24 protein-coding genes and 1 other RNA gene are annotated in these 25,792 nt (G+C 43.3%); 11 read left to right on the top strand and 14 right to left on the bottom strand.

Annotation, left to right across the window (positions count from 1 at the left end):
* Window position 1: 1 nt before the first annotated feature.
* From B5D54_RS02320 to B5D54_RS02350, 7 genes are all read left to right on the top strand, one after another.
* Window positions 2-871, top strand: a complete 870-nt coding sequence (locus B5D54_RS02320; RefSeq protein ID WP_078924877.1) for a type II secretion system F family protein — start codon at window positions 2-4, stop codon at window positions 869-871.
* Complete coding sequence (locus B5D54_RS02325; RefSeq protein ID WP_238843277.1) at window positions 872-1,555, top strand: tetratricopeptide repeat protein; 684 nt, start codon at window positions 872-874, stop codon at window positions 1,553-1,555.
* Window positions 1,540-1,803 carry a DUF3613 domain-containing protein gene (locus tag B5D54_RS02330; protein WP_078924878.1) on the top strand — a complete coding sequence of 88 codons (264 nt, stop codon included), beginning with the start codon at window positions 1,540-1,542 and terminating at the stop codon, window positions 1,801-1,803. The genes B5D54_RS02325 and B5D54_RS02330 overlap by 16 nt, the downstream gene beginning before the upstream one ends.
* Window positions 1,803-3,455, top strand: a complete 1,653-nt coding sequence (locus B5D54_RS02335) for a Tad domain-containing protein (protein ID WP_078924879.1) — start codon at window positions 1,803-1,805, stop codon at window positions 3,453-3,455. The genes B5D54_RS02330 and B5D54_RS02335 overlap by 1 nt, the downstream gene beginning before the upstream one ends.
* Before the next feature lie 189 nt (window positions 3,456-3,644).
* Window positions 3,645-5,438: an alpha-amylase family protein gene (locus tag B5D54_RS02340; protein WP_242004494.1), complete on the top strand. Its 1,794-nt coding sequence runs from the start codon at window positions 3,645-3,647 to the stop codon at window positions 5,436-5,438.
* A gap of 27 nt (window positions 5,439-5,465) precedes the next feature.
* Window positions 5,466-7,310 (top strand): maltodextrin glucosidase, encoded by a 1,845-nt coding sequence (gene malZ / locus B5D54_RS02345; protein ID WP_078924881.1) that lies wholly within the window; start codon window positions 5,466-5,468, stop codon window positions 7,308-7,310.
* 277 nt (window positions 7,311-7,587) lie between these two features.
* Entirely contained in the window at window positions 7,588-9,192 is a 1,605-nt protein-coding gene (locus B5D54_RS02350; RefSeq protein WP_078924882.1) for a methyl-accepting chemotaxis protein, read from the top strand.
* 168 nt (window positions 9,193-9,360) lie between these two features.
* On the opposite strand, the gene B5D54_RS02355 is transcribed toward B5D54_RS02350, so the two are convergent.
* The 12 genes from B5D54_RS02355 to B5D54_RS02415 form a co-directional block, all read right to left on the bottom strand.
* A complete protein-coding gene (locus B5D54_RS02355; protein WP_078924883.1) occupies window positions 9,361-10,143 on the bottom strand; it encodes an ABC transporter ATP-binding protein in 783 nt (260 codons plus the stop codon).
* Entirely contained in the window at window positions 10,137-10,946 is an 810-nt protein-coding gene (locus B5D54_RS02360; RefSeq protein WP_078924884.1) for an ABC transporter ATP-binding protein, read from the bottom strand. The genes B5D54_RS02355 and B5D54_RS02360 overlap by 7 nt, the downstream gene beginning before the upstream one ends.
* On the bottom strand, window positions 10,940-11,770 hold the full coding sequence (opp1C, locus tag B5D54_RS02365; RefSeq protein WP_078924885.1) for a nickel/cobalt ABC transporter permease: 831 nt from the start codon (window positions 11,768-11,770) through the stop codon (window positions 10,940-10,942). Before opp1C ends, B5D54_RS02360 begins: the two co-directional genes overlap by 7 nt.
* Window positions 11,767-12,711, bottom strand: coding sequence for a nickel/cobalt ABC transporter permease (gene opp1B / locus B5D54_RS02370; RefSeq protein WP_078924886.1), 945 nt, complete (start codon window positions 12,709-12,711; stop codon window positions 11,767-11,769). Before opp1B ends, opp1C begins: the two co-directional genes overlap by 4 nt.
* A gap of 95 nt (window positions 12,712-12,806) precedes the next feature.
* Complete coding sequence (nikA, locus tag B5D54_RS02375; protein ID WP_078924887.1) at window positions 12,807-14,393, bottom strand: nickel ABC transporter substrate-binding protein; 1,587 nt, start codon at window positions 14,391-14,393, stop codon at window positions 12,807-12,809.
* 265 nt (window positions 14,394-14,658) lie between these two features.
* Window positions 14,659-16,158, bottom strand: a complete 1,500-nt coding sequence (locus B5D54_RS02380) for a tripartite tricarboxylate transporter permease (RefSeq protein WP_199251524.1) — start codon at window positions 16,156-16,158, stop codon at window positions 14,659-14,661.
* A 9-nt stretch (window positions 16,159-16,167) separates the two neighbouring features.
* Window positions 16,168-16,602: a tripartite tricarboxylate transporter TctB family protein gene (locus B5D54_RS02385; RefSeq protein ID WP_158117264.1), complete on the bottom strand. Its 435-nt coding sequence runs from the start codon at window positions 16,600-16,602 to the stop codon at window positions 16,168-16,170.
* A gap of 98 nt (window positions 16,603-16,700) precedes the next feature.
* Window positions 16,701-17,657, bottom strand: a complete 957-nt coding sequence (locus B5D54_RS02390; RefSeq protein WP_078924890.1) for a tripartite tricarboxylate transporter substrate binding protein — start codon at window positions 17,655-17,657, stop codon at window positions 16,701-16,703.
* A 42-nt stretch (window positions 17,658-17,699) separates the two neighbouring features.
* Window positions 17,700-18,629 carry a dihydrodipicolinate synthase family protein gene (locus B5D54_RS02395; RefSeq protein WP_078924891.1) on the bottom strand — a complete coding sequence of 310 codons (930 nt, stop codon included), beginning with the start codon at window positions 18,627-18,629 and terminating at the stop codon, window positions 17,700-17,702.
* Window positions 18,630-18,663: 34 nt separating this feature from the next.
* On the bottom strand, window positions 18,664-19,893 hold the full coding sequence (gene rbsK, locus B5D54_RS02400; protein ID WP_078924892.1) for a ribokinase: 1,230 nt from the start codon (window positions 19,891-19,893) through the stop codon (window positions 18,664-18,666).
* Window positions 19,894-20,609: 716 nt separating this feature from the next.
* Window positions 20,610-20,706: signal recognition particle sRNA small type (ffs, locus tag B5D54_RS02410), an RNA gene on the bottom strand.
* A gap of 176 nt (window positions 20,707-20,882) precedes the next feature.
* Entirely contained in the window at window positions 20,883-21,620 is a 738-nt protein-coding gene (locus tag B5D54_RS02415; protein ID WP_078924893.1) for a VP0952 family biofilm-associated protein, read from the bottom strand.
* Between the two features lie 52 nt (window positions 21,621-21,672).
* Between B5D54_RS02415 and B5D54_RS02420 the strand changes: the two genes are divergently transcribed.
* Complete coding sequence (locus tag B5D54_RS02420; RefSeq protein WP_078924987.1) at window positions 21,673-21,975, top strand: MGMT family protein; 303 nt, start codon at window positions 21,673-21,675, stop codon at window positions 21,973-21,975.
* Window positions 21,976-21,997: 22 nt separating this feature from the next.
* Here B5D54_RS02420 and B5D54_RS02425 read toward each other — a convergent pair whose 3' ends face one another.
* Complete coding sequence (locus B5D54_RS02425) at window positions 21,998-22,426, bottom strand: YbaY family lipoprotein (RefSeq protein ID WP_078924894.1); 429 nt, start codon at window positions 22,424-22,426, stop codon at window positions 21,998-22,000.
* Between the two features lie 179 nt (window positions 22,427-22,605).
* Here B5D54_RS02425 and tesB point away from each other — a divergent pair, with 179 nt between their 5' ends.
* Window positions 22,606-23,463 carry an acyl-CoA thioesterase II gene (gene tesB, locus B5D54_RS02430; protein ID WP_078924895.1) on the top strand — a complete coding sequence of 286 codons (858 nt, stop codon included), beginning with the start codon at window positions 22,606-22,608 and terminating at the stop codon, window positions 23,461-23,463.
* 5 nt (window positions 23,464-23,468) lie between these two features.
* Here tesB and B5D54_RS02435 read toward each other — a convergent pair whose 3' ends face one another.
* The gene (locus tag B5D54_RS02435; RefSeq protein ID WP_078924896.1) at window positions 23,469-23,927 is read right to left on the bottom strand and encodes an Lrp/AsnC family transcriptional regulator; all 459 of its coding nucleotides are present in this window, start codon (window positions 23,925-23,927) and stop codon (window positions 23,469-23,471) included.
* 161 nt (window positions 23,928-24,088) lie between these two features.
* Here B5D54_RS02435 and B5D54_RS02440 point away from each other — a divergent pair, with 161 nt between their 5' ends.
* The gene (locus tag B5D54_RS02440; protein WP_078924897.1) at window positions 24,089-25,156 is read left to right on the top strand and encodes a PLP-dependent cysteine synthase family protein; all 1,068 of its coding nucleotides are present in this window, start codon (window positions 24,089-24,091) and stop codon (window positions 25,154-25,156) included.
* A gap of 148 nt (window positions 25,157-25,304) precedes the next feature.
* The gene (locus B5D54_RS02445; protein ID WP_078924898.1) at window positions 25,305-25,790 is read left to right on the top strand and encodes a copper resistance protein NlpE; all 486 of its coding nucleotides are present in this window, start codon (window positions 25,305-25,307) and stop codon (window positions 25,788-25,790) included.
* Window positions 25,791-25,792: the final 2 nt, after the last annotated feature.

The following is a 25,792-nucleotide window of genomic DNA, read 5'->3' on the forward strand; positions in this document are numbered from 1 at the left end:
AATGTTCAATGTACATGTCTGGTTGTCGCTGGCTTGTTTTCTTCTATCGGTGATCTTCTATGCGCTAGCTCGCCAAGAAGTTCGCCAGCTTTCTGCTCAAAGCAAACCCCAACGTGAAGTATTACTTCAGCATACTCAGCAATGGTGGAATCACTCCAAACAAAATCACCACAAAAACCTTTCCAATATCATTATTGCGATGCGCCAAGCTGGCTATATTAGCAACCGCCAGCAGATCCTGTGTCTATTAAAAGTGCTGGTGGTTTGGGGAAGCCTTGTCCTGATATTTTCAGGGCAACAACTGCTCACTTCCGATTCAATGCTTAAAACCATTTTGTATTGCTTGCTGTTCATCACTTTTGGTTTTTGGGCCTCCATTCGCTGGTTTCGAATCCAAGCACAAAAACGCGCCAGAATCATTGATGAGGAAATGCTCATCACCATTCATTTAATGTCCATTCTTTGGCAAGTGGGGCTTTCTTTAGAAAGTATGCTGCGTGCTTATCATCAAGAGGCCAAAGATCTAACCCCTGAAATTTGTAAAGAAATTTCACTGATTTTGGCTCGTATTGATGCCGGACAAAATCGAGAATGGGTCTTTCGAGATATGGCTACCTTAAGTTTATCCATTGGTTTTCAAGATTTATTAACCATGCTTTCTCAAGCAGCAGATACGGGGGGAGAGCTGAAAAAATCGTTCCAATCATTATCTGAATTGATCTACGAACGAAAACGGGTCGCTCTGCAAGAAAAAGTGACCAAAATGTCCGGAAAAATCTCTGTCACGATGATGGTGCTGATGTTTCCAGCCCTATTCATTATCTTAGGTGGCCCCGCCGCCTTAGCACTAATGAAAGCTTTTGGAGGTTAAATGAAGTCTATTCTACCTTGTTTTCTGATCATGTTAATCACGGCATGTAGCCAAACCCCCACGACCGTCGCGCAAAGTGTGGGGGCTTGTGGAGAGGAGTTTTCTCCAACAACGGGGCTACAATTTTCAGCGGCCCAACAAGCTTTTGAGAGCCAGCAGTACTTTTCAGCTCTCGCGTTATTACAAGAAATAAGAGGAGACTACATCACGAAAGATTCTCTTGAGGCCGACGCTTATTTAAAGACTCAGCAATGGGATAAAGCGCAGCAAATCTACATCATGCTGTTAACGACGTGCTTAAAAGGAAAAGCCGCCCATGGTTTAGGGTTGATCGCCAGTTATAAAAGCCAATATCCAGAAGCCTACCAATGGCTCAGCTTAGCGGTCTCCATTGAGCCGTCACAGTCAAACATTCGTAATGATTACGGCTTCATTCTGCTCTTAACCGGTAATAATGATGAGGCAAGGAATGAATTTCTTACGGCATTGGAGCTTAACCCGCGAAATCAGGTCGCGGCCAAAAACTTGTGGATGCTACTACACCGAACGGAGCGCCAGCAAGCGGCATCGAGCCTTCAACAACGCTTTTCATGGTCAGAGCAAGAACATCAAAAACTGGCCAATGCAGCCAATAACTTTACCCCTTTAAGTATTGCGGAGATGGAAAAATGGAAAAGACGTTAATATTACTGCTCCTGATTGCGCCTTGGTCATTGAGCCAAGCGGCACAGCCAAAAACCGCGGCTAAAGTTTCACAACCAGATCAATCAGAAACACGCCTTTGGCTTGAGTTGCAAAGAAAAAACACCTCAGCCACTGCGTATGATGACCAACTTTCTGCCGAAGCAGCTAAAGCGACGCAAGCCAGAATGGTCAAAAGCTTTACTCACGAGATTCCAGAGAAATTTATCAAAAATAAATTTGGTGAATAATGATGAAACGGTACACCCAAGATGGGGCTATTACGCTTTGGTTAGCAGCTGCCCTCATGAGTTTGGTCCTATTTAGCGCAGCCGCGCTTGATTTAGCGCGGTTGACCTTTCAGCGTCAACAATTGCAATCTGTTGCGGATATGGCCGCCATGAAAATCATGCAGAACAATCCTCACTTTCTCGCGCTGCAGCAAAAAGCCTCAATGGAAGCTGAACTGCTGGCTGAATTTCAACCTGAAATTGACGATATCCGCATTGCTTTGGGGCGAGCCCGCATTGTCAATAATCACTGGACCATCGATACCAGTGAAACGCCTGAACATGGCTATTCAGCCGCGAAAGTGGTCGTTTATAAAACCGTTCCACAAAGCATGATTGCCAGTGGGCTCTTTAATAACCAAACCATGACCTTAACCGCCGAAGCCGCTACCCATAAAAATGGTTTTCTACGCTTTGCAATGGGATCTTATTTGGCTCAGATGTCACTCCAAAAACCGCAAGAAAATGACGATGAAGCAGACGGTGAAGCTGAGCGCCTCAATAAGCTCTTTTATATTCTATTAGGTACGGATCTCGGCCTTACCGTAGCCAGCTACCAAGGGTTAGCTCAAAGTACCATTCGGGTGGGGTCTGTGTTAACGGAGCTTGCACTCAATCTAGGGTTAGGTAGCCCGCAAGAAGTATTAGAAACCCAAATATCCCTAAGGGATATCTTAACGACTTACCTCAATGTGCTCAGTCATGAAGAAGCCGACTCAGAGGGGTTGAATCAACTCCTCAATAAATTGGCACTGGTACAAACCGTTCCTAATATCACCTTAGGTGACATCCTTACCCTATCAAAAACCAATACAGATGGGGCGGCCCTCAGTACCTCTCTTAATGCTTTAGATCTCATCACCTCAACCATTTACGCATCAAATGCTCAACATTTTGTTGAGATTCCGGAGGCAGAGATTGATATTACAGGTGTTTCCAAGATTACGGTGAAGACCAATATTATCTCTCCCCCCAGCTATAGGCTTGCCACACTACCGGTTATTTCTGGGCATGAACCCGAGGTAAAAAATGCTCAAGTTGAGTTGGAATTATCGGCTGACCTTGATCTACTCGATCACCTCACCGCTCTCACCTCATTGGTTGGTTTACAGGTGGATGCCTCTCCAATCACTATGAGGGTTAAGACTTCAGAAGCGAAGGCAACATTGATGGAGATTACCACTCAGCAAGACCATTTTTCTGCCGACTTTATGGTACATAGTTCGTTAGCCTCTGTGGTCGTGGAGCCGATTATAGTTGATATACGCCTCCTTTCCCTCATCAACTTAACCGCCACTCTAGAAGTTGAGGTCATCAATGAAGATCCTGAACCCCACTTGGTCACGCTCGCATTTACCAATCATATTGACTCTGCCTCCTATTCCCACATCACCAGAGATAATACTTTTGATACCCATATTGATATTAGATTGGCAGGCTTTGGCACCTTACCGGGAGTGAGTGAGACACTTAGCAGTGTGGTGGGAGAGGCTCTCTCGACTATTTTGTCAGAGATCATCACCCCCCAATTAGAAGTATTAGGAATTTACCTTGGTGGTGCGGATATTTGGGTTGAGTCGATCAATACCTCTTCAACGGGGTTGATCATGTAGTCAGGTCATACACTTTCTGCATTTATCCTGATCAAGCGCTAACCATTGCTCAAAAGCTTTGCAAACTTGCTCACATTTTTCGCTCTTCCTTCACCTCTACGCCCTAAATTGATGAATAAGGGAGGAGTTAAACATCGCTCGGTTTCCCTACTCTAGTCATGACTTCATTTAGTAATGGTTAGGTTTCCGATGATGTATGCAGACCATAAACCCAAACGTAAACAGACCGTCTATCAAGTCTTCACTCGCCTATTTGGTAATACCAATAACGCCAATATTCCTTGGGGAAGCCAAGAACAAAACGGGGTGGGGAAATTCAGTGATTTTACCCCACGAGCACTACAAGCGATTGCCGAACTGGGAGTGAGCCATATCTGGTACACGGGTGTGCATCATCACGCTTTGGTGGCCGATTATCGTCAATTCGGTATAACGTCTGATCACCCAAGTATTGTCAAAGGTCGAGCAGGTTCCCCTTATGCGGTGAAAGATTACTACTCCGTTAACCCAGATTTAGCGGATGATCCTTCTCAACGTAATCAAGAGTTTTTCGATTTGATTCAACGCACCCACCAAGCGGGAATGAAAGTGATCATTGATATCGTTCCGAACCATGTTGCGCGCCACTACCAAGGCTTAAATAACCCGGATGGTGTGTGTGATTTTGGCGCAAAAGACGATACTCGCGTTGAATATGCGCGGGATAACAATTTTTATTACCTGCCAAAGAAAGCTTTTCAACTGCCAGACTTACCCAGTGAACGTCAACCACTGGGTGGCGAAGATCATCCTGATTTGGCTCAGCCTTATCGTGAATATCCCGCGAAATGGACAGGCAATGGTTCACGCCAAGCACAACCTGATGCTGAAGATTGGTATGAAACCGTTAAAATTAACTATGGAATAACCCCAGAGGGAGAGAAGGACTTTCCTCTCCTGCCTGAGCGTTACCGTTGGCTCTCTTATCACGATCATTTTGCGTTTTGGCAAGATAAATCCGTGCCTGATTCATGGCTTAAATTTCGAGATATTGCACGGTATTGGCTCCATCAAGGGGTGGATGGTTTTCGTTATGATATGGCAGAAATGGTGCCCATAGAATTTTGGAGTTTTATGAATTCAGCCATTAAACATGAAAATCCTGATGCCTTCTTAATGGCTGAAGTCTATCAACCCTCACTCTATCGTGATTATATTCAACTTGGGAAAATGGACTATCTGTACGACAAAGTCGATTTATACGATGGTTTGAAAGCGATTATGCAAGGCTCCGCCTCAACCGAAATCATTGGGGCACTTGAATATCAAATGCGTGATATTGAGCATCACATGCTGCATTTTTTAGAAAACCATGATGAGCAACGGATCGCCTCTCCCGAGTTTGTTGGTGATGGCGATAAAGCGCGACCCGCAATGCTCATTTCAGCCTGTTTATCCAGCGCGCCCACGTTGATCTATTTCGGCCAAGAAGTCGGAGAGCCAGCAGCAGAACAAGCTGGATACGGGCAACCCTCTCGCACCTCTATTTTTGATTACATTGGTGTACCCGAGCACCAAAAGTGGATGAATGGAGGCAAGTTTGATGGTGAGCAGTTAAATCACCAACAACGCGCTCTACGCCAATTCTATTGCCAATTAATGAACTTGGTCCAAGACAGCCCAGCATTAATGGGCGACTATCACGACTTATACGCAGAAAATTGGCCTAACTTTGCCAAAAATAAGGATACGCTGTTTGCTTTTGCCCGCTCTAATTCTGAACAAAAACTGATTATTGCTGCCAATTTCAGTGCTCACCACACTCAAACCGTCAAACTGCAATTACCGCACAGCCTTGTTCAGCACTGGCAATTAACGCAGGGTCAACACACCGCATTCGATCATCTGAATCAGCGCCTTTTGACACTCAACGTCTGCAAGCAAGAAGCGTATTTGATGCTCGATTTCACGCCGCTCTCAACGCATTTTATTGAATTGCACTGAGCTCACTCTTATATAGGAGATTGGATAATGAACATCCCTTTTCTTTTTCACGGCCAAACCGACCATTGGGTAACGCGCAAAGATAACCAATTAACGCTCACGCTGGCAGTGGATTCAACCTTCCCATCGACCAAGATACTGGTTCGCCATGAGCCAGATAACGAAGAAGTGTTAGTTGAAATGCGCAAAGTTGGGAAAACCGACCGACTGGATTACTGGCAAGCCCGTATTCCGCTTAACCAAGACCGTCCTGTGACGCATTATCTATTCAAAGTTTTATACCCCAAAGGTCAATGGTGGTTAGATGCCCGATCAATATCAGCCCGTATGCCGGGGCGAGATTACCACTTCAAATATAATGCGCAGCATCAGCCACCAGAATGGGTCTACAAACAAGTCTTTTATCAAATATTTCCAGATCGCTTCGCTAATGGTGACCCAGACATCAGTGTGAAAAACGGTGAATATGCCCTTAATGGGGGTAAAAAACCGGTTACCGTCAAAACATGGGGAGCGCCCGTCGATACCCATCAAGGAAATGGGGCGAGTGAATTTTATGGGGGCGATTTATATGGTGTGGAAGCCAAGCTCGACTATCTGCAAACACTGGGAATCACGGCACTCTATCTTAACCCTATATTCCATGCGCCCAGTAACCATAAGTATGACTGTATGGATTACTATACCATCGACCCACATTTGGGCAGCAATGAGCACTTTGCTCAGTTATGTCAAAACTTACACCAGCGTGACATGAAAGTGATTCTTGATGCGGTATTTAACCATACCTCCACCGAGCATCCGTGGTTTAATCTGCAAGGCTGGCATCCACAGTGCGGAGCCTATCAATCGGTAGACTCTCCTTATCGAGACTATTATTTCTTTAATGGTGATGGTCAGGAGTATATCGGTTGGAAAGGCATTGCTAGCTTACCGGTACTGAATTTTCAACATCCTGAAGTTAAAGCCACGATTTATCAGGCAGAAGATGCCGTTATCAAGTATTGGTTAAAGCCGCCTTATCAAATTGATGGGTGGCGGTTTGATGTCATTCACATGCTTGGCGAAGGCGAAGGGGCCAAAAATAATGCCCACTATGTTAAAGCGTTTCGAGAAGCAGCCAAACAGGTCAACCCTGAATCTTATGTCCTAGGTGAACACTTCTTTGAAGCCACTCAATGGTTACAAGGTGATCAAGAAGATGGCGCCATGAACTATTACGGGTTTGCTCACCCCTTACGCGCTTTACTCACCAAACTTGATATCGCGTTTGATCCCATCGATATTCACGTACCACAATTTCTTGACTGGCTCATGGAGGCAAGAGCAAAAATACCGTGGGCTAATCAATTGGCTCAGCTTAATCAGCTCGATAGCCATGATACCGCACGCTTTCTTGAATTAGTCTCAGGCGATCAAGCCTTATTCAAAATCGCCAGTACCCTACTCTTTACCTACGTGGGAACCCCTTGTCTTTACTATGGAACCGAAGTGGGATTAAGAGGCAGCCATGATCCTGATAACCGCCGTTGCATGCCTTGGGAGAGAGTGGAAACATCCCCTTACTTTGCTTTTTTCCAACAATTGATTGCCCTAAGAAAAGAGTCCACCGCTCTACAAAAAGGCGATTTTTATCTCCTATATCAAGCTTCTGATTGCTTTGTTTTTGCGCGGCAATATGCCAAACAAGCCGTAATTGTTGGAATAAATTTAGGTGAACAATGCGAAGTAACCTTACCCTTATGGCAACTCGGTTTATCGCAAGGGGCTTTCCATCACTATAACCGGCCACAAAGTTATGAGTATCAGCAAGGGGAGATGAAGGTCAATATTCCGGCTCGTCACAGTACCGTACTCATCGAACATGAGTAAGCTTTCAGGCCAGCGTATTGGCTGGCCTGAAAACCTGCCCCAAATTCACCAACCATAAGCTTCTTGTTACATAAAGTCGTTCAAAACAAATCGACAACGTATGCAACTAAACTCAATGTCAGTCAAAACATCAGAAAAACTTAGAATTACCAGAAAAACCTGACAAGCCATTTCTGTTTCTTTCGGTCAGAATCACACTTTCCTCACACTTTCCCTGTGTTATTCCTCCCTATATCACCCCGATGAGTTGATGTAGTCGGAGCCATGAGAAACAAAAATGAAGTTAAAATATCAAGCTTATATTCTTTCCGGGATAATTTTATCGGCCATGATGACCTTAACCATCAGCGGTTTTGTCATCAGCAACATGGATAATAATGTTCGCGTTAAAGAACACTTTCAAAGTGCTTACCAAATACTGACGGAAGTCGAACGTATGGAGCAAGATGGCACGCTTTCTCGTGAAGAAGCTCAAGCACTTGCAACCCGTGTTATGCGCGCCAATGTGTATCGCAATAATGAATATGTTTATGTGGTTAATGACAAGATGCAGATCATGGCTGCACCACTAGACCCTCAATTACATGACACCAACTTTAATGATCTTAAAGACGTCAACGGTAAAGGTTTAGGCCAAGTCGTACAGGAATCACTCAGTAACTCAGGTAATAGACTGGTTGAGTATTCATGGCAACAATCAACAGGCAGTTCTTCTGAAACAAAACACTCTATCGCCCAAAAGACCCCGCTGTGGGGATGGATTGTGGGCACAGGAGTGAGTGCCAGTGACACCAGTTTTGTCTCTAATTCACAAACGTCGCTCACCATTAGCCTTGTATTAGCGTGCATCATTCTGCCGCTATTGGTCTATGCAACCAAAAATATACTGACACAGATCGGTGGCGATCCATCAGAGGTTCAAGACATTATCCAACAAATTTCAGCGGGTAATTTGCATCATCATTTTGCAACCCTCGCACCGCAAAAGAGCATTCTTCGATCCGTACAAGAAATGAGCATATCGTTAGCGCAGTTGATTGAAAACCTTGATGCCTCCATGGCGAAGCTACGACTTGATCTTGAAAGTACAGAAGCAAGATCAATGACGATTGCCAACCTGACAGATGAGCAACAACTGTCTACAACTATGATTGCTGCGGCCATGACAGAAATGGTCGCGTCCTCCACTCAAGTGGCAGCGTTGACAAAAGAAACCGTGGAAAAAACGACCGAAGCGGATCAACAAAGCCAACAAACCAAAGTGATTATTCATAACACGGTAACGAATATCAAAGGGCTCTCTTCACAATTACAACGAGCAAGTCATGCTCTTTCTACGCTGGATTCTGATGTTAATAATATCGTCGGCATTCTAGAAGTGATTGGAGACATTACTGAGCAAACCAACCTATTAGCCCTCAACGCCGCCATAGAGGCCGCCAGAGCAGGCGAACAAGGCCGAGGGTTTGCGGTGGTCGCCGATGAGGTTCGCAGCCTTGCAGGGCGAACGCAATCCAGTACCAGAAAAATTCAAGAAACCATTGAAAAGTTACAAGAAGGCTCAAAAAATGCGATTCAAACCATGCAGATCTGTGCTCAAACCAGTACAGAAACGGTGATGGAATCAGAACATGCCTCTACCGCGTTAGAAGAAGTGGTGCTCGCGCTAGAAAGCATTTCATCGATGAACCTACAAATTGCCGAGGCCGCTGAAGAACAAACGCAAGTGAGTAATGATATTTCACAGCAGCTTAACCAAATTGAAGAGCATGGCACTAATTTAGGCCATACCGTACTAGAAAGTCACGCCAGCGTTCAATCACTCTCGGTTTTGGGTGCTGAAGTTGAAACTTGGATAAGTAAGTTTACGGTCAACAAATAAGACGTCATTAAGGGTTATTGCTGTTGTATTAGTCAGCATAAAGATAAGGGCTTCCCAGATTTTGGGGAGCCCTTAATCATTTTCATCGGTTTTGCTGTTGCGGTTATGTTCATATTTAAAGAAGCAAAAATAAAAATGATGATTACCGATATGGTTATTGGCAATGCTTCATACTGAGAGAAACTCACTTTCAAAGGGAAGTTCAAGATAACCCGCCGCGTCGAGTAATTCTTTCGTATAAGGATCTTGAACATGCTTTAAATTGCGCATCTCTTCCACTCTCTCAATCACCTGTCCATCTTTGAAGAACATTAGACGATCACACAAAAAACTTGCAACGGCAATATCGTGAGTAATGAAAAGATATGAGATATTACGCTCTTGTTTAAGCTTTTGTAGCAAGTTCAGAATTTGTACCTGGACGGATACATCCAGAGAGCTCACCGCCTCATCAAGTAGAATAAATTTGGGGTTGGGTGCAACCGCCCTAGCAATGCACACTCTTTGTAGCTGCCCACCACTTAAATGATACGGATAACGATCCAGCATGTCTGCTGTCAACCCCACTTCATTGAGTAGCTTGACTAACAAAGCTTCACGCTCCGATTGAGTCAACTTATCGCGGATCAATGGTTCACTGATGATCTCTCGAACCGTAAGCCTTGGATTAACCGAGGTATTGTAATCCTGAAAAACCACGCTAAGAGCCTGATGTGTGGGTAAACTTGCCATCGATTCCCCAAATATCACTTCCCCACTATCTGCAGATTCCAACCCTAAAATGACTTTTCCAAGCGTGCTTTTACCACTACCAGACTCTCCGACAACCCCCACGCATTCACCTTCGTTCACGGTAATCGACACGCCATTCAGTACCTGTTGATACTTTGAGAACAGCCAACTGTCATCACTCTTAAAAGCCTTAGTGATATTTTTTACCTCAATCAACATTCTGTTTGCTCCATCACGGATTTAAAACGATGAATTAATGCCATTCGAGTCTCGGTTAAATAACGGGTGTGTTCACTTTCTGGTTGAGTGAACACTTGTCTCGTTGCCCCAAATTCCACCATTTTCCCCTGACTCATCACCATCACGTTATCCGCAATATGAGAAATCAAGCTCAAATCATGGCTAACAAAAATTAAACTTGTCCCAAATTTTTCACGCACCAGTTGCAGTTCTTTGATCACCTCTCGTTGAGATATGTAATCAATAGCCGTTGTCGGTTCATCGGCAATAATCAGTTTAGGTTTAAGTACTAATGCTAATGCCACCATAATTCGTTGCAGCATTCCCCCACTTAACTCATGTGGATATTTCGTCAACAAATACGAGGCCGATTTCAAATTCACTCGCTTAAGCACGTCACAAAATAATGCCTTCGCTTCTTTGCTATGAATCCGCTTATGCTGCTTGATCGTTTCAATCGCTTGATTACCAATCGTAAAAAGTGGGTTGAATGCCGTCATTGGACTTTGCATGATCATGGATATCTGTTCGCCTCGTATTTGACGGCGTTGATTTTTCGACATGGAGAGTAAACACTTCCCGTCAAAAACCACCTCACCAGAAGCGAAGAAATCTTCACTCAGCAGTCCATGAATGGCTTTACAGGTCAAGCTTTTACCACTGCCAGACTCACCCAAAATACCTAAGCATTGGTCTTCTTTGAGTGTGAAACTAACATCAGAAACCAGAGGTTGATGCTTCAAGTTACTCAATGTGACGGCGAGATTTCTCACTGCTAACATTCTTTTTGCCCCGTTCTAGGATCGAAAACATCTCGTAAAGAATCCCCCAGCAAATTACAGCATGCCACCACCACCATAATGGCAATACCGGGGATCAACATTTGCTCAGGATTTGAAAACAACACTTCTTTAGCATCACTGAGCATCGCTCCCCACTCGGCCGTCGGAGCTTGGACGCCTAACCCTAAAAAAGAAAGCGTCGAAATACTCAAAATAATCCAGCCAAAATCTAATGTCGCCAGAATGATCACTTCAGAAGCAATATTGGGAGCAAGGTGCTTACGAAAGATAAAACGCTGGGAGGTCTTCACTGTACGGGAATACATAATGTAGTTTTGGTGATTAAACGTGATAACAGAACTACGAACGATACGTACATACCAAGCAATTTTAGCAATAAAGTTCGCTACAATAATGTTGCCCATACCCGGCCCCATGATTCCCACGATACTCAATACAATAATTTCATATGGGAATGACAACATGACCTCACAACCACGCATGATTAAGGAATCGACTTTTCCGCGAACATAACCGGAAATCGCACCAATCAAGCCACCCACCACAGCGGTGATTAGCATGGTTAGCAATGAATAATGAAATGTCGTTCGAATACCAAACAATAAACGAGAATAAAGACAACGACCAAGATGATCCGTACCCAGTGGGTACTCCTTTGACATCGGCATCAGAGAATTAATCACATCTGCAAGGTTGGGATCATGGGGGGCAAGATAAGGAGCAAAAACGCCCATCAAGCCAACGACAGCAAGAAGAAATAGGCAGATAACAACCGTTTTATTGGAAAGTAGCCGATGAATCATGAATGCTTCCCTTTTGATTTAAGGCGCGGGTCAACAACCGTATGTAAAATATCAATCACTAAGTTAGAAAGGACGAACAAGCTGCCCATGACTAAAATATAAGCCTGAATAATCGGGTAATCTCGGTTGAATATGGCTGACAAAGCGAGCCGCCCTAGCCCAGGTATCGCAAAGATACTTTCAATCACCACCGTGCCTGCAATTAATCGAACGATCCCAATACCTAATGCGGTCATTGAGGTTTGTAGGGAGTTTTTCAATAAATGCTTCCACACCACGCGAGTTTCAGAAATGCCTCGCGCTCGAGCATAAATCACATAATTATCATTCATAGACTCTAACATCGAATTACGAATCAAGCGGATATACGTCGCCACATACGCCATACATAAGGTTACCGATGGCAAAATGAAATGACGAAAAGTCGATGCTCCACTACTGGGTAACCAGTACATATAAATGGAGAAAAACCAAATTAAAATAAAAGCCAGCCAAAAGTTGGGCATCGCTGTACTCGCAAAAATGAACAGGCGCACCACACGATCAAACCAATGGTCTTTGTGCACGGCGCTCAGCACACCAATGGGAATACTGACACAGATAAGAAAAACCAAAGATAAACTCGCCAATTTCAATGTATAAGGAAAACTGCGAGCTAACTCATCAAAAACGCTTCGATTCGTATTGGTGTACGACACACCAAAGTCACCTTGTAATGATGCGCCTAACCAATGACCATAACGGACTAAAAACGGACGATCCAACCCAAGTTTTTGACGAATTTCTTCTATCGCTTCAGGGCTTGGGGTTGTGTCATTCACACGCAGTGCTACTTCAGCAGGATCGGCAGGAATGATATTGACTAAGGCAAAAGCGATAAAAGAGACAAAAAATAGTGTCACCATTGCACTCAATAGCCGCTGAATAATGTATTTCGCCATGCAGATACATTCTCAAAAAACAGTAAATAAAAAGACTGACACGTAAGGTCAATGTCAGTCGTCATACGATTAAAAGATGGCAGATGAAAAAGTGTTCACCGAACCGACATACGCTGAAATGGGATTTCGAACTGAGAAGGGTTAAATCCCACATGTTGAACACGTCGGTTAAAGATCGCCCGATTTTGCTCGTAAGTAATTGGAATATAAATTGCCTGTTCATGTAGCGTTTTTAGAACATAGGTGTAATGTGCTTGACGCTCTGCTTCATCGATCGCTTCAAGCGCAGCCAAAATATGGTTATCGATTGCTGCTTTTTCAGGCATTCCCTGTTGAGCCGCATAATCACCATAAACCGGCTTACGCATTCCCCCTAAGAAAGATTGAGGATCGTAAGGCGTTCCCCAAGAGATGTTAAATGACAAATCAAAATCACCTTGTTTCAGACGATCACGGTGAGCTTGCTCTTCTTCCCCCACCAAGTTCATTTTCAATCCCACTTTCGACCATTCGCTTTGTAAATATTGTGCAATGGTGCGTTCAACCACTTTATCACTGTCATAAGAAAGCGTAATTTCAAAAGGCTTACCATTTAACTGACGAATTTGTCCTTCTTTTTTCCACCCAGCTTCATCCAGTAATTTTTCCGCTAAAGCAACATCATAGTGATAGGGAGCCAATTCAATATTGGCATAAGGTACATTCTTCGCTAACAACGTATCCGCGGGTTTTTCTAGGCCAAGCATAATACGGTCGGCAATTATCGCTTTATTTGTTAAGTGGCTCAGTGCTTGACGTACACGTGTATCATTAAGATTTTCACTTTTCGAATTTAAGATCAACATGCGGGTAGAGACAGGCTCAGAAAGCGCAGTAGCAAAACGTTTATCTTTTTCAAACTGTTGATACGCCTGAGCCGAGACCAACTGCAACCCATAGACCATGTCAATTTCACCATTACGAAGAGAAAGTAAGCGTGATTGATTATCAGGAATAACTTTAGCTACGATTTTTTCAATTTGAGGCTTCTCACCCCAGTAATGATCATTACGCTCAAATATTGCACGTTGGTCGATAACATTATCCGTTAATACATAGCTGCCAGTGCCCACATAACACAGGGTTCCATTTTTAGTCGTGCCCTCTTTAAAACATTTCGGCGAAAGAAAACGAAACGGGCGAGTCACACCTAATTCAACAAGAAAGGGATAGTAGGATTGAGCAAACTCCACTTCAACCGTATGGGAATCCAGCACCCGAACACTCTGTTTTCCCGAATTTTCTACCTCGACCATAAGACGAATGGATTCAAGCCATGTATGACGATTTGCGTTATCGAGTAATGAATCGAAATTGGCTTTAACAACATGGGCATCAAATGGAGTGCCATCAGAAAAAGTTACATCATCACGCAGTGTAAAGGTATACACTTTCCCCTCTTTCGAGGTTGTCCAACTCGTTGCGAGCCAAGGCTCAAGAACCCCATTCTCACCAAGATGAATAAGCCCTTCAAAAATAAGATTTTGTGCAAAAATTTCGCCGCCATAAAGGTGCGGGTTAAGGTCCCTAATATCACGGTAGTTAGCGAACGTAAGTATATTCTCATTCGCAAAGGTATTTTGAAGCGGAAGAACCGCAGAGACGGCCATGAGAAGAGCAGCGGTCAACGTTTTAGACGACATAGATAAACCTTCTATCAATAAACAATTCATTCATACATCGAAAAAATATAACACTAAAGTTCATGCTATTTATTTACCTAGATCAAAGAATTTGAATGATAATGAAAATAATTCTCATATACAAGATGCATATTTTGCTCAGGAAAACGTTAAATAGGGGCGAGATGGCTCACTCTGATTGAGCCTGAACATTGAAACGCCCTTTTTGAGGGGCTTCAATGTTCAGCACAGAAACGTCCGCTAGCGATTCACTAAAAAGAACCGATCATTTTTTAGACTGGCGAAAGGATTTGATAATTGAACGAATTTGTACAAATACGACCAAGAAGAAAAATGAGGCCAATACCATAGAGACCGGACGTTCAACGAATGCAAGTAGATGACCATCCGACTTAATCATTGAAGAGAGTAAATTTTTCTCCAACATCGGACCAAGTATCATGCCCAGAATAATAGGAGAAATCGGGTATTCTGCCCGTTGTAATAAATACCCCACCACACCCATACTCAACATGACAACAATCGATGAAAGTGAGTTGTCAATAGCAAATGACCCGACTGTACTGAAAATAATAATAATCGGATATAGAATGGCTTTATCAATAAAAATAATTCGTTTAATAAAATTGACAACGATGGTCGCCAAAGGGATAAGCATCAAGTTAGCAATAAAAAACAAGATGAATACGGCATATAACTTTTCTGGTTGAAATAGAAATAGCGTCGGCCCGGGATTCATATCCTTCATATAGAGTACACCAATAATGATAGCCGCGGCCGAATCCCCAGGAATACCAAAGACTAAAGAAGGAATCCAACTTCCGGCCAAACTGGCATTATTGCTTGATGAGGAATCAATAATCGCCTCTTCTGAACCTTTTCCATATTTTTCCGGTGTCTTAGAAAATTTTTGAGACAAGGCGTAAGAAATCCAAGCCGCAATATCTGCGCCTGCTCCCGGTAACGCTCCGATAAGCGTACCTAAAATACTACTGCGACCGATATTAAATTTGTATCGCCATAGTGTTCTCGGAACCCCTTTAAATAAATTAAAGCTCGATTGCGTTGGGATCACATCTTGTTTTCTGGTCGTGATCTTACCTGCATAATATTCAATAGCACCCGATATGGCGAATAAACCAATCATTGCCGGAATAAAGCTGATTCCCTGCAACATACTCACCTGACCAAAAGTAAAACGCGGTACACCTGTAATTTGATCGTAACCAATGCAAGCCAGTAGCAAACCTAAACAGAGTGTCACCATCCCTTTTAAAGGGTACTTCCCCACCACTAACGTTGCACAGGTCAACCCCAGTAAAGAGAGCCAAGTATATTCATAGGAACTGAACTTCAATGCAAATCTCGCTAAAACAGGAGCCGCGAGCATAAGAATTAAGGCACCAATAAGGCCACCAATCACTGAACTGGTTAAACCAATTCCTAATACACGGTTTAATTTACCTTGCTTAACAAGCTCATTGGAATCCGCCACATACGCTGCCGAAGCAGGTGTCCCTGGAATTCTCAGCAAAGCTCCGGGAATATCTCCAGCATAGATGGATGAGGCACCAATAGAGATCATAAGAGCAAGCGCTGGAATGGGGTCCATAAAAAAGGTAAATGGAACCATAAGCGCAATCGCCATTGTGGCCGTTAAACCGGGAATAGAACCCACAACCAACCCAAAAAGACCAGCGGCAGTCACGGCTAAAATGGCATTTAAGTCAATATATTGTAACGCTTCTACTAAAACAGACATCATCAGCTCCTATCACCACATACCATCAGGTAAGGCCACCATGAGAATATGGCCGAAGATATAATAAATAATCCCTGAGGCTAAAACGGAGTACACGACATTCATAAAAACAGATTTAGGGTTGCGTAAACTCATTAAGCTAAATAGTAATATTCCCGCACAGATTAAAAATCCCAGATATGAAATGAATATTATGAATAATCCAATTGATACGATAATAAGTAATACAGCAAATATTTCTAGCTGACTAAATGCCAAGTTTTCTCGTTTTTGACGAAGATGAACGATGCCATCCAACACGGTGAACACCAGTAAAAATGCACTAAGAATCGTTGGCATATAACCAGCACCATAGGCACTCACTCCACCATACTGACTAAGACTTGTCACTAGGATAAGTAGAGAGAAAGTTCCAATAATAAATTGGGAGAGAGGTAAGAAACGCATAATATACCTACTTGCTCTAGAAGATGAATATTCATGACCGATCGCCATGGACTAAAAAAGTAGAGAGAAGACAAAAACACTTGTCTTCTCTTATTTCTCTAATTTTTTAATTTATCGATGAGTTTTCCATATTTTTCATCTTCAGATTTCATAAAGTCACCCAACTCATTACCAAATAATGGATACACTTCAAAACCTTGTTTAGTCGCAAAACTTTGCAATTTTCCTTCCTCAAACACTTTTTGCATCGTAGCAATTAATTTATCTTGAATGTCTTTAGGAATTCCCGCAGGTGCAACTAAAGTATTCCAAGTAGCAAAACTGTATTCATAGGGAGTTACTTGTTGGAATACGGGAATATCTTTGTAAAGACCCACGTTCGTTTCAGCCATTGTGGCTAAGTTTTTAACCATACCGGCTTCAACCATGCTTTTTGCTTCACCCGGTGAAGAAGTTGTAAAATCAATCCCACCTGAGACTAATTCCATTAATGCCGAACTTGAACCTTCAGAAGGAACATAAGTGACTGAATTGGCGGGAACCCCCATTGCATCTAACATCCCGATTAGATTTAAATGCCAACCGGAATTCAAACCACTCCCTGACGCTTTCAGTTTTCTAGGATTATTTTTTATGTAGTCGGTCAGTTGATTAACATCTTCAAACTGAGAGTTTCTTGCCACTTGAATTCCTCCTAAATTCACAGCAAGGCGTGTAATGGGGGTGTAATTCTCATAGCTTAATCCTGTCATCCCTTGATGGCGCATCATCGCAATTTCAACCGTTGCTACACCCAATGTGTAACCGTCAGCTTTTGCTTTTGCCATGGCATCATGGCCAACAACACCAGCACCACCAGTGCGGTTAATGACGTTAACATTAACCCCCAATTGCGCTTGAAGACCTTCAGCAACAAGACGCGCAACCGTATCCGTATTACCTCCCGCACCCCATGGCACAATGATTTGGATTGGTTTTTCAGGCCAAGCGGCCATTGCGCTAGTTGAGGCAATCAACGCGGTAGTAATGAGACTTAATTGTAGGGGACGTTTCATGTTAGAACTCCTGTAGTTTTTATTCGTTCAGGTAAAAGAACTTTAATCCAATCTTTTAATCTGTTGACGATGCCATTGCGCAGACGCGGCGATTTGCTCAAGGATCACGCTTAATCCCCAGAACTTCTCTAGTACATCTTCATCTGTCACACGGCTATGCGTGGATTTAAAAGTACCGAGGCGTTGATGGAATACTTTGGCATTTTTGGGGTAACCTAAAGTCTCTGTTACCGCACTTAATGAGAGGAACCACGAAAGCTGCTGGGCATATTCCGGTGCTTCGGACGCATGATGGTATAACCAGTTATAGAGATCAGGGTGAAAGTTGGTGAACACACCACTGAACCCTTTTGAACCCTTTTGCATTGCTTCATAAGCAATCGCAGCATTGGCATTAATAATGCTAAATGGTGAGCCTTCGACTAACTGCACTCGGCGAGTAACGGTTTCAAGATCGCAGCTGACATCCTTTAAAACGACAAAGCGACCAGAATGAGCACAAAACTGTATTTCTTCATCGGTCAGTAGGCGACGGTAAGGGGCGGGGCATTCATACAAACCTAACGGCATGTCAGCGGGAAGCGCCTCCATCAGCGTATTAAGATGACGAAGAAAAACCGCCGTTCCCTCGTTATGAGGATCCAGACGATTTGAGACAAGAACTAAAGCATCAACCCCCGTCTTAGCCATTGCATTCAATTCAATAATTTGGTCTTCAATCGTTGGTGATATATGGCCTGAAGAGATAACAGGGATACGACCTGCTGTATAGTCAACCACAAATTGAGAGAGAGAAACCCGTTCCTCTAACGATAGAAACAACATCTCACTTGATTGACAAACGGCAAATAAAGCGTCAGCTCCATTATCGATATACCAATCAATGAGGTTTTCTAACCCTTTATAGTCAATTTCATTCTTCTCGGTAAAGGGAGTGAGCATTACCGGAATAATTCCTTCAATCGTTTTCATTGTCTTTGTCCTAAATAAATATGGGGTCTTTTGGCTAAACCATCACTATCGATACTGGCTGCTGAAGCATACGCGCCTCCACTAGTGTTTTATTGGGCATATTCGCCGCCCCTTCTCTCTCTACCGCAAGAGAAGCAAAAGCGGAGGCATAAAGCGCTGACTGAGTCATATTTTGTCCTTTTGCTAGAGAAGCCGCTAACGCTCCATTGAAAGCATCACCGGCCCCCGTGGTATCAACAGCAACAGCATTGTAAGAAGGGATATGAAAAAATTGAGAACCCTCAAATAAAAGCGCCCCTTGTTTACCCATAGTAATAATGACGCTCTGGGCACCTTTTTGATGAATAATCTGAGCCGCCTGTTTTGCCGATTCAACATCGGTGACTTCAACACCAGAAATTTGTGATGCTTCTGTTTCATTGGGAGTCAGTAAATAGACATAAGGAATAAACCTATCCACATCAGGCGAATAAGGAGCCGGATTTAAAATAACTTTAACATTCAAACCCTTCGCTAATTTTATGACCCCCTCAATCGCTTCAAAGTTATTTTCCATTTGAACTAGCAGTACGTTAGATTCCGTCAAATACGGTATCAGTTCGGCCACTTCTTCATTCGTCACCCACTGATTAGCACCAGGGCAAATAGCGATAAAGTTTTCACCAACCTCATTCACATAGATAACCGCACTCCCGGTTGTCGTTTCATCGGTCTCATAGATTGAAAAAGATTCCATTCCACTAGAATCCAAATGTTTTTTTGCAAATTGATTGAAATGGTCTTTTCCCACTTTGGTGGCAAAATGGACACGAGCCCCCGCAGAATGAGCAGCCAGCGCTTGATTTGCACCTTTCCCCCCTGGACCTAATGTGGTTTCTTTGGCAACCAGTGTTTCGCCATTTTTGGGAAAACGCGCAACTTTAGCGACAATATCGACGTTGAATGAACCAAACACACAGACTTTCCCAACCGCATCCTTGGCACTTCTTATATAGCTATCCATGACATGCGCCCGGTGGTGTGTTTGTATTAAATGACTAATATCCAAATGTTTATCTTGTAATAATTCATTCTGCATAAGATGTCTTTTCAAAGAAGCTCCCCCATGATGACGCACCACCAACCCGTCACACTGAAGTTGCGACAAATCGGTGCGGATCGTTTCTTTTGTTACCTCTAACTGTGAAGCAAGAAAGCTCACACTGGCTTGTCCTTGGTGACGTAACAACCGAATTATTTTCTCCTGACGCTGTTCTTTGTACATAATTCACCCATCCTTATGCTTACGTTGATTCTAATTGCATCCTTGTGGAATGGTGGGATGATATTCAAACAAAAAACAACCAAACAAAAATAAACAAAAAAACACCCCTTCGATTTCAAAAAGTGTGAGCAAGGTTATCTTCAGGATGATGAACCCGTGGCCCCGATAGCAAACTTTGCTCCCGATTATATGTTCCACATTTCTGCGTTATCTAAGGCAATTAGCCCTGCTATGCGTTGTGGTTACTTAAAAATATCAAGCAGCCAGATCGGTTTGCTATGGAAGCAAAAAATCGTGGTGTCATAGTGACAGGTGGTCGTTACTTCTGCGCAAATAATGAAAGTACAGCCCATGTCAGATTGTCTTTAATGTCCATTGGGAATGAGGCTCGATTGAGAGATGGCTTGAATCAGCTCCAACGATTATTGGATTCAGACATTAATAGCTTTTTTCCGTACTAAAAAATCGAACTCATGATTTTAAAGTGGTTAAGATAGGGTGGATTTGGTAAGCCACCCTGAGTAGTACAACCTTCTAAAACTCGCAAACGGATACACTTTTTTGGGGTTACTGATAGTTTTCGAAGATGGACAACGTACATAACTTGCCCATTAATAGGGTAAAAACAACTGAATTAAGTTTAGGCGGTGTTTTTGGGGGGGGAATTATATGTTTTGGAAGACGTTTTATGCTTTCAGCGGAAAAATATTGGGTGGAAGCCCCAGCCACATCCCGGCACACACGTCATTCGCTGTGGCTGCTTCCTTCCGGACCTGACCAAGTTCACGAACTAGTGTTGCGGGAGGACCAGAGCCTCCATAGAGCACTTTAACGTTACCGCTAAAGAGTGCGTGGATTATCAAGCATCCTTAGCGCTATTGCAACCCTAAATCCTTAGAAAATCACGGTTCCTACTTTAACTGACCAGCAATTAATCAATGGGAGCCCTAACTCAGAGAACAACGTAAGATACGTGTAATTAACCAGCATCATAATACTTGTTCCTCAATACTTTTAATTAAGTAATCCGTCATCCAAGCGGTTGCGAGTAAGCATAGCCAAACGACAAAGACCGCATTCGGAACATCTATGGCCGGAGAAACCACTACTACCATAAAAGCAATAGCAGGAAGCGTCCAGCAAAGTAGCTTTGCCCAATTAAAACGAGGAATTTTTACCAAATTACTGACCATGGCCAAAAGACCAGTAATGCATAAAGCAAGAAGAACGGCAAATGTCGCTTGCGCTATCCACAGAGGAACAAGTAGAGCCAGTGCCCACCAGTTTCGATGTGAAGAGACTTTCCAACTATTTGCAGCCCACCATATGGCCATTACGGAAAGCAGTTGAATCACGGTGATGCTGGGGGTTCCATCTAACTTATCTGCCGATTGTGTGACCATAATTCCGACCTGTAAGGTCAGTAAAATGAGCCCACAAACAACGACAACACCGATATTGCTGGAACGAGAAAAAGCCACCATCATAAGCGGAAACAAGACCCACATACTGACAGAGAGTGAGGCTGGCTGGTATGCGAGTGTCATACCATAGATAGCCATCGCCACTAGGAGGACGATACCCGCAATCCCATTGCGAGGAAAAATCCACAACGCTGGAATAATCAGGGCAATAAACGGAAGTTCATCCGCCCTGAGCCCGATTGTCTGACCGCAAACCATCGCCAAAAGCATTGTGATCATAAATTGAAAGATGGACAATACCATACCCGCTCCTTATACCTATCCGTGGTAACCATTGAACTAGGGCTTTATGAGTATGGACCAGTTTTCACAACAAATCTTTGCGATCATTCACCAAATCCCCTTTGGACAGGTAGCAACCTATGGACAAATTGCCAAAATGGCGGGTTATCCCGGATATGCACGTCATGTCGGTAAGGTGCTTGGCAAACTCCCCGAAGCAACTCGCTTACCTTGGTTTCGAGTCATCAATAGTCGGGGGGAAATTTCTTTATCAGGCCAAGATAAAGAGCGTCAACGAACACAACTGATGGCTGAAAACATCGCGGTAAGTGAAAAAGGGAAAGTTCGTTTAAAGCAGTACCAATGGCAGCCGTAAGGCCACCATTGAGGGAGAATAATTAATGACGAACGCCTACAAGATTTAAATCGACTTGGGTGGTATGCGCCGCATCAGTAATAACGCCGTAGTACATGTCGGTGATAAACAGTAGTTGCCCATCCACCTCAATACGAGCGCTCACACTATAGCGGTTTTGAGCAATAATTTTCGAAGCATCATAAGCCAGTTCAAAATCAAAAGGGACTTGCTTACCTTGCGTTTCAATACGTTGCGTTGCAATCACTTTTGCTGGCGCATCTGCTAATGATACATCTTGTAACGAAATGCTCACCACCGCTTGCTCAGGCAGGGCAATGCGCTCACGATAAGCCACCGTTCCGCTAATAGACGCCAAGGTGTTTTCTGTGTTTTCATTACTGCCGTACTGACATCCCGCTAAAACGGCACCTAATATAAGGGATGTCACCAAGAATAGGATTTTTTTCATTTTCATTCTCTTTAATTAATAGAAACTGGAAGTGTTGCTGAGTATAAATGCCGTTTCATACTGTGTCATGGTTAAGATTCAATCTTGACAACTATTTGACCTATTTCACAAAATAGTGGCTAATACATCCGTTAATCCATAACGTAAGCTTGTAAAAAAGACAGCATCAGGTGAGGTTCATGAGTAAACCATTAAGCGAATTGTTACGCCTACTTCAATTAGAAAAACTCGAAAAAGGCTTATACCGAGGGGAAAGTGAAAACCTTGGCCTACCACAAGTTTACGGGGGGCAAGTGATAGGGCAAGCATTGTCTGCGGCTCGTTATAGTGTAGATTCAGATAGAACCGTTCACTCCTTTCATAGCTATTTTCTCTATCCTGGCGACCCTGAAAAACCCATCATTTATGATGTGGAAAACCTACGCGATGGACGAAGCTTTAGCACTCGACGCGTCAAAGCCATTCAAAATGGTCGCCCTATCTTTTACCTTACCGCCTCCTACCATGTGGATGCTTCTGGCTTTGAGCACCAAAAAACGATGCCTGATGTTCCGGGGCCAGAAAACTTTGCATCAGAATCGGAATTAGCCGCGCAAATCGCTCACTTACTTCCTGAGCCTATGCGTAAAATCTTCTGTGGAGAGAAACCCATTGAGATTCGCCCAGTCACAGTGATTAACCCACTTAAACCACAAAAAGAAGAGCCGAAACAGTACTTATGGATTCGTGCAAACGGAGAGGTGCCAGATGAACAATTGATTCATCAATATTTACTGGGTTATGCCTCCGATTGGGGTTTTTTAGTCACCGCTTTGCACCCTCATGAAGTTTCGTTGATGACGCCAAAATTCCAAGTAGCGACGATTGACCATTCCATTTGGTTCCATCGCCCATTTAAAATGGATGAATGGTTACTGTATGTGATTGAAAGCCCAACCGCCAGCAGCACTCGTGGCTTAGTTCGAGGTGAGATCTATAACCAGCAAGGTGATCTAGTGGCAACCGCCGTTCAAGAAGGGGTTATGCGCTTTAAATAAAGTGTTCAAAGCGGTAATGCGGTGGTGTATTTCAAAGACTCCATCGCAAACGTCGACGTTACATTATTTAAACCATGCACCCGATTGACAAGCTTCTTATAAAACTGGTCAAAGTGTTTCATATCTTTGACCAACACTTTCATCATGTAGTCATACTCTCCAGCCATTCGATAGAACTCCATTACTTCAGGATATTCATCGACAATCTCAACAAAATGTCGATACCATTCATGGGAATGATCACTTGTTTTTACCATCACAAATGCAGTAAATAACAGGCCTAATCGTTCAGGGTTAAGTAAGGCTACCCGTTGCTGGATCACGCCAGACTCTTCCAGTTTTTTCAACCGCTTCCAGCAAGGCGTTGTCGTCAAATTGACCGCCTCTGCTAACTCATTCAGCGATAGGGTACTGTCTTTCTGTAACATGGATAACAGCTGTCGGTCGATCTTATCTAATTGCACATAACCTCCCTTTTGTAGAAAAATTTTCTATTAATCTAGCAAACAAAAGGCAATTTAACCAAGTTTTTCTCCGAAACATGGGGTTAAATGATACGTATAACGTCATTCATCATTTACGGGTAATGAAGAGTTTACCGTCGTTCAGATAACAGGAAGAAACCATGTGTACCGATCATCAATGGATTAACAGTGCGATTCGTAAAATAGAAGCTGATTTTCAACGTTCTGCAGACACGCATTTGATTAAACTCGATCTTCCCAGTGTTTCAGGTATCGATCTCTACCTTAAAGATGAGAGTACTCATCCAACAGGGTCTCTCAAACATCGCTTGGCTCGTTCACTCTTTCTGTATGCAATTTGTAATGGTTGGGTTGGCCCCAATACACCCATTATTGAATCCTCATCAGGAAGCACCGCGGTTTCTGAAGCTTACTTTGCCCGTTTACTTGGTTTACCGTTTATTGCAGTCATGCCTAAATGTACCGCCCGCAAGAAAATCGAGCAGATCGAGTTTTATGGTGGGAAAGCCCATTTGGTTGAAAGAACGGATCAGATCTATGCAGAATCGTCTCGTCTTGCTCAAGAATTGAATGGCCATTATATGGATCAATTTACTTATGCAGAACGAGCTACCGACTGGCGTGGCAACAGTAATATTGCCGACAGCATCTTTAAACAAATGCAAAAGGAAGAACACTCCATCCCAACTTGGATCGTCATGAGCCCAGGAACAGGTGGAACCTCTGCAACGATTGGCCGATTTATTCGCTATCAGCAACACAACACCCAGCTGTGTGTGGTTGACCCAGAAAATTCGGTGTTTTTTGATTATTACCAAACACGCAATCACGCCCTAACCTTAGCGTGTGGTAGCAAAATTGAAGGCATTGGTCGCCCACGTGTCGAGCCGAGTTTTATTCCAAATGTGATCGATGATATGCGAGTGGTTCCAGATGCTGCGAGCATTGCAACCATTCATTGGTTAGAGCGTATCTTAGGAAGAAAGGCGGGCGCTTCCACAGGAACCAACCTGTATGGCGCGTTACAGTTAGCCAGTGAAATGAAACAAAAGGGAGAACGTGGTTCCATTGTCACTTTACTCTGTGATAGCGGCGAACGTTACCTCGACACCTATTACAATCCAGAATGGTTAGCCACCAATATTGCGGATTTATCCCCTTATCTTGCTAAATTAGAAACATTCCAATCTTGCGGTGTTCTCGACTGATCCCTCTTTCTTTTCAAATGGTCAGAGATATAACGCCTCTCTGACCATCCGTATCAAAAATATGACGTCCATTTGACCCTCCTGACATAAATCTGCTCAATAATAACAGCGTCATCAACCACTTCAGTTTGGACAAGGGAAGAACACCATGAAAAAGACATTTTTTGCGCTTAGCGCACTCACATTCATTCTAGCGGGCTGCGATAGTGCCGAACAAACAACGGCCACAGTTGAGCCATCGACGGTTCACTCCCAAACCGCCTCCAACACAGAAGCCATCATCAATGAGACCTTTACGTCAGAACATACCGCATATAACAGCCTAGACTGGCAAGGGACTTATCAAGGTGTCCTTCCTTGTGCTGATTGCGCTGGAATAGAATATACCCTCACGCTTAATGATGATCTGACCTACATACTAACCCAAGTGTATCAAGGTAAAGAAGATACCAAAGCGTTAACAAGTGAAGGGAAATTTCACTGGGAGAAAAATGGCAGTGTGATCACGTTAGAAGATGAATCTGACACGCCTAATCAATATTTTGTGGGGGAGAATATCCTGATGAAGCTGGATATTAACGGTGAAAAAATCACCGGTGATTTAGCATCACTGTATAACCTTAAAAAACAATAGCC

Origin of the sequence: Vibrio cincinnatiensis DSM 19608, assembly GCF_900167345.1 — a bacterium.
Lineage (GTDB): Bacteria > Pseudomonadota > Gammaproteobacteria > Enterobacterales > Vibrionaceae > Vibrio > Vibrio cincinnatiensis.

What these genes read in the sequence shown, in the direction of transcription:
- opp1B (WP_078924886.1), bottom strand. Translation starts at nt 12,711, where the DNA reads ATGGCGAAATACATTATTCAGCGGCTATTGAGTGCAATGGTGACACTA.
- B5D54_RS02340 (WP_242004494.1), top strand. Translation starts at nt 3,645, where the DNA reads ATGATGTATGCAGACCATAAACCCAAACGTAAACAGACCGTCTATCAA.
- B5D54_RS02320 (WP_078924877.1), top strand. Translation starts at nt 2, where the DNA reads ATGTTCAATGTACATGTCTGGTTGTCGCTGGCTTGTTTTCTTCTATCG.
- B5D54_RS02355 (WP_078924883.1), bottom strand. Translation starts at nt 10,143, where the DNA reads ATGTTGATTGAGGTAAAAAATATCACTAAGGCTTTTAAGAGTGATGAC.
- B5D54_RS02415 (WP_078924893.1), bottom strand. Translation starts at nt 21,620, where the DNA reads ATGGTATTGTCCATCTTTCAATTTATGATCACAATGCTTTTGGCGATG.
- B5D54_RS02390 (WP_078924890.1), bottom strand. Translation starts at nt 17,657, where the DNA reads ATGAAACGTCCCCTACAATTAAGTCTCATTACTACCGCGTTGATTGCC.
- B5D54_RS02360 (WP_078924884.1), bottom strand. Translation starts at nt 10,946, where the DNA reads ATGTTAGCAGTGAGAAATCTCGCCGTCACATTGAGTAACTTGAAGCAT.
- malZ (WP_078924881.1), top strand. Translation starts at nt 5,466, where the DNA reads ATGAACATCCCTTTTCTTTTTCACGGCCAAACCGACCATTGGGTAACG.
- B5D54_RS02425 (WP_078924894.1), bottom strand. Translation starts at nt 22,426, where the DNA reads ATGAAAAAAATCCTATTCTTGGTGACATCCCTTATATTAGGTGCCGTT.
- B5D54_RS02335 (WP_078924879.1), top strand. Translation starts at nt 1,803, where the DNA reads ATGATGAAACGGTACACCCAAGATGGGGCTATTACGCTTTGGTTAGCA.
- B5D54_RS02385 (WP_158117264.1), bottom strand. Translation starts at nt 16,602, where the DNA reads ATGCGTTTCTTACCTCTCTCCCAATTTATTATTGGAACTTTCTCTCTA.
- B5D54_RS02325 (WP_238843277.1), top strand. Translation starts at nt 872, where the DNA reads ATGAAGTCTATTCTACCTTGTTTTCTGATCATGTTAATCACGGCATGT.
- B5D54_RS02445 (WP_078924898.1), top strand. Translation starts at nt 25,305, where the DNA reads ATGAAAAAGACATTTTTTGCGCTTAGCGCACTCACATTCATTCTAGCG.
- opp1C (WP_078924885.1), bottom strand. Translation starts at nt 11,770, where the DNA reads ATGATTCATCGGCTACTTTCCAATAAAACGGTTGTTATCTGCCTATTT.
- B5D54_RS02420 (WP_078924987.1), top strand. Translation starts at nt 21,673, where the DNA reads ATGGACCAGTTTTCACAACAAATCTTTGCGATCATTCACCAAATCCCC.
- B5D54_RS02350 (WP_078924882.1), top strand. Translation starts at nt 7,588, where the DNA reads ATGAAGTTAAAATATCAAGCTTATATTCTTTCCGGGATAATTTTATCG.
- B5D54_RS02395 (WP_078924891.1), bottom strand. Translation starts at nt 18,629, where the DNA reads ATGAAAACGATTGAAGGAATTATTCCGGTAATGCTCACTCCCTTTACC.
- B5D54_RS02440 (WP_078924897.1), top strand. Translation starts at nt 24,089, where the DNA reads ATGTGTACCGATCATCAATGGATTAACAGTGCGATTCGTAAAATAGAA.
- B5D54_RS02330 (WP_078924878.1), top strand. Translation starts at nt 1,540, where the DNA reads ATGGAAAAGACGTTAATATTACTGCTCCTGATTGCGCCTTGGTCATTG.
- B5D54_RS02380 (WP_199251524.1), bottom strand. Translation starts at nt 16,158, where the DNA reads ATGATGTCTGTTTTAGTAGAAGCGTTACAATATATTGACTTAAATGCC.
- tesB (WP_078924895.1), top strand. Translation starts at nt 22,606, where the DNA reads ATGAGTAAACCATTAAGCGAATTGTTACGCCTACTTCAATTAGAAAAA.
- nikA (WP_078924887.1), bottom strand. Translation starts at nt 14,393, where the DNA reads ATGTCGTCTAAAACGTTGACCGCTGCTCTTCTCATGGCCGTCTCTGCG.
- rbsK (WP_078924892.1), bottom strand. Translation starts at nt 19,893, where the DNA reads ATGTACAAAGAACAGCGTCAGGAGAAAATAATTCGGTTGTTACGTCAC.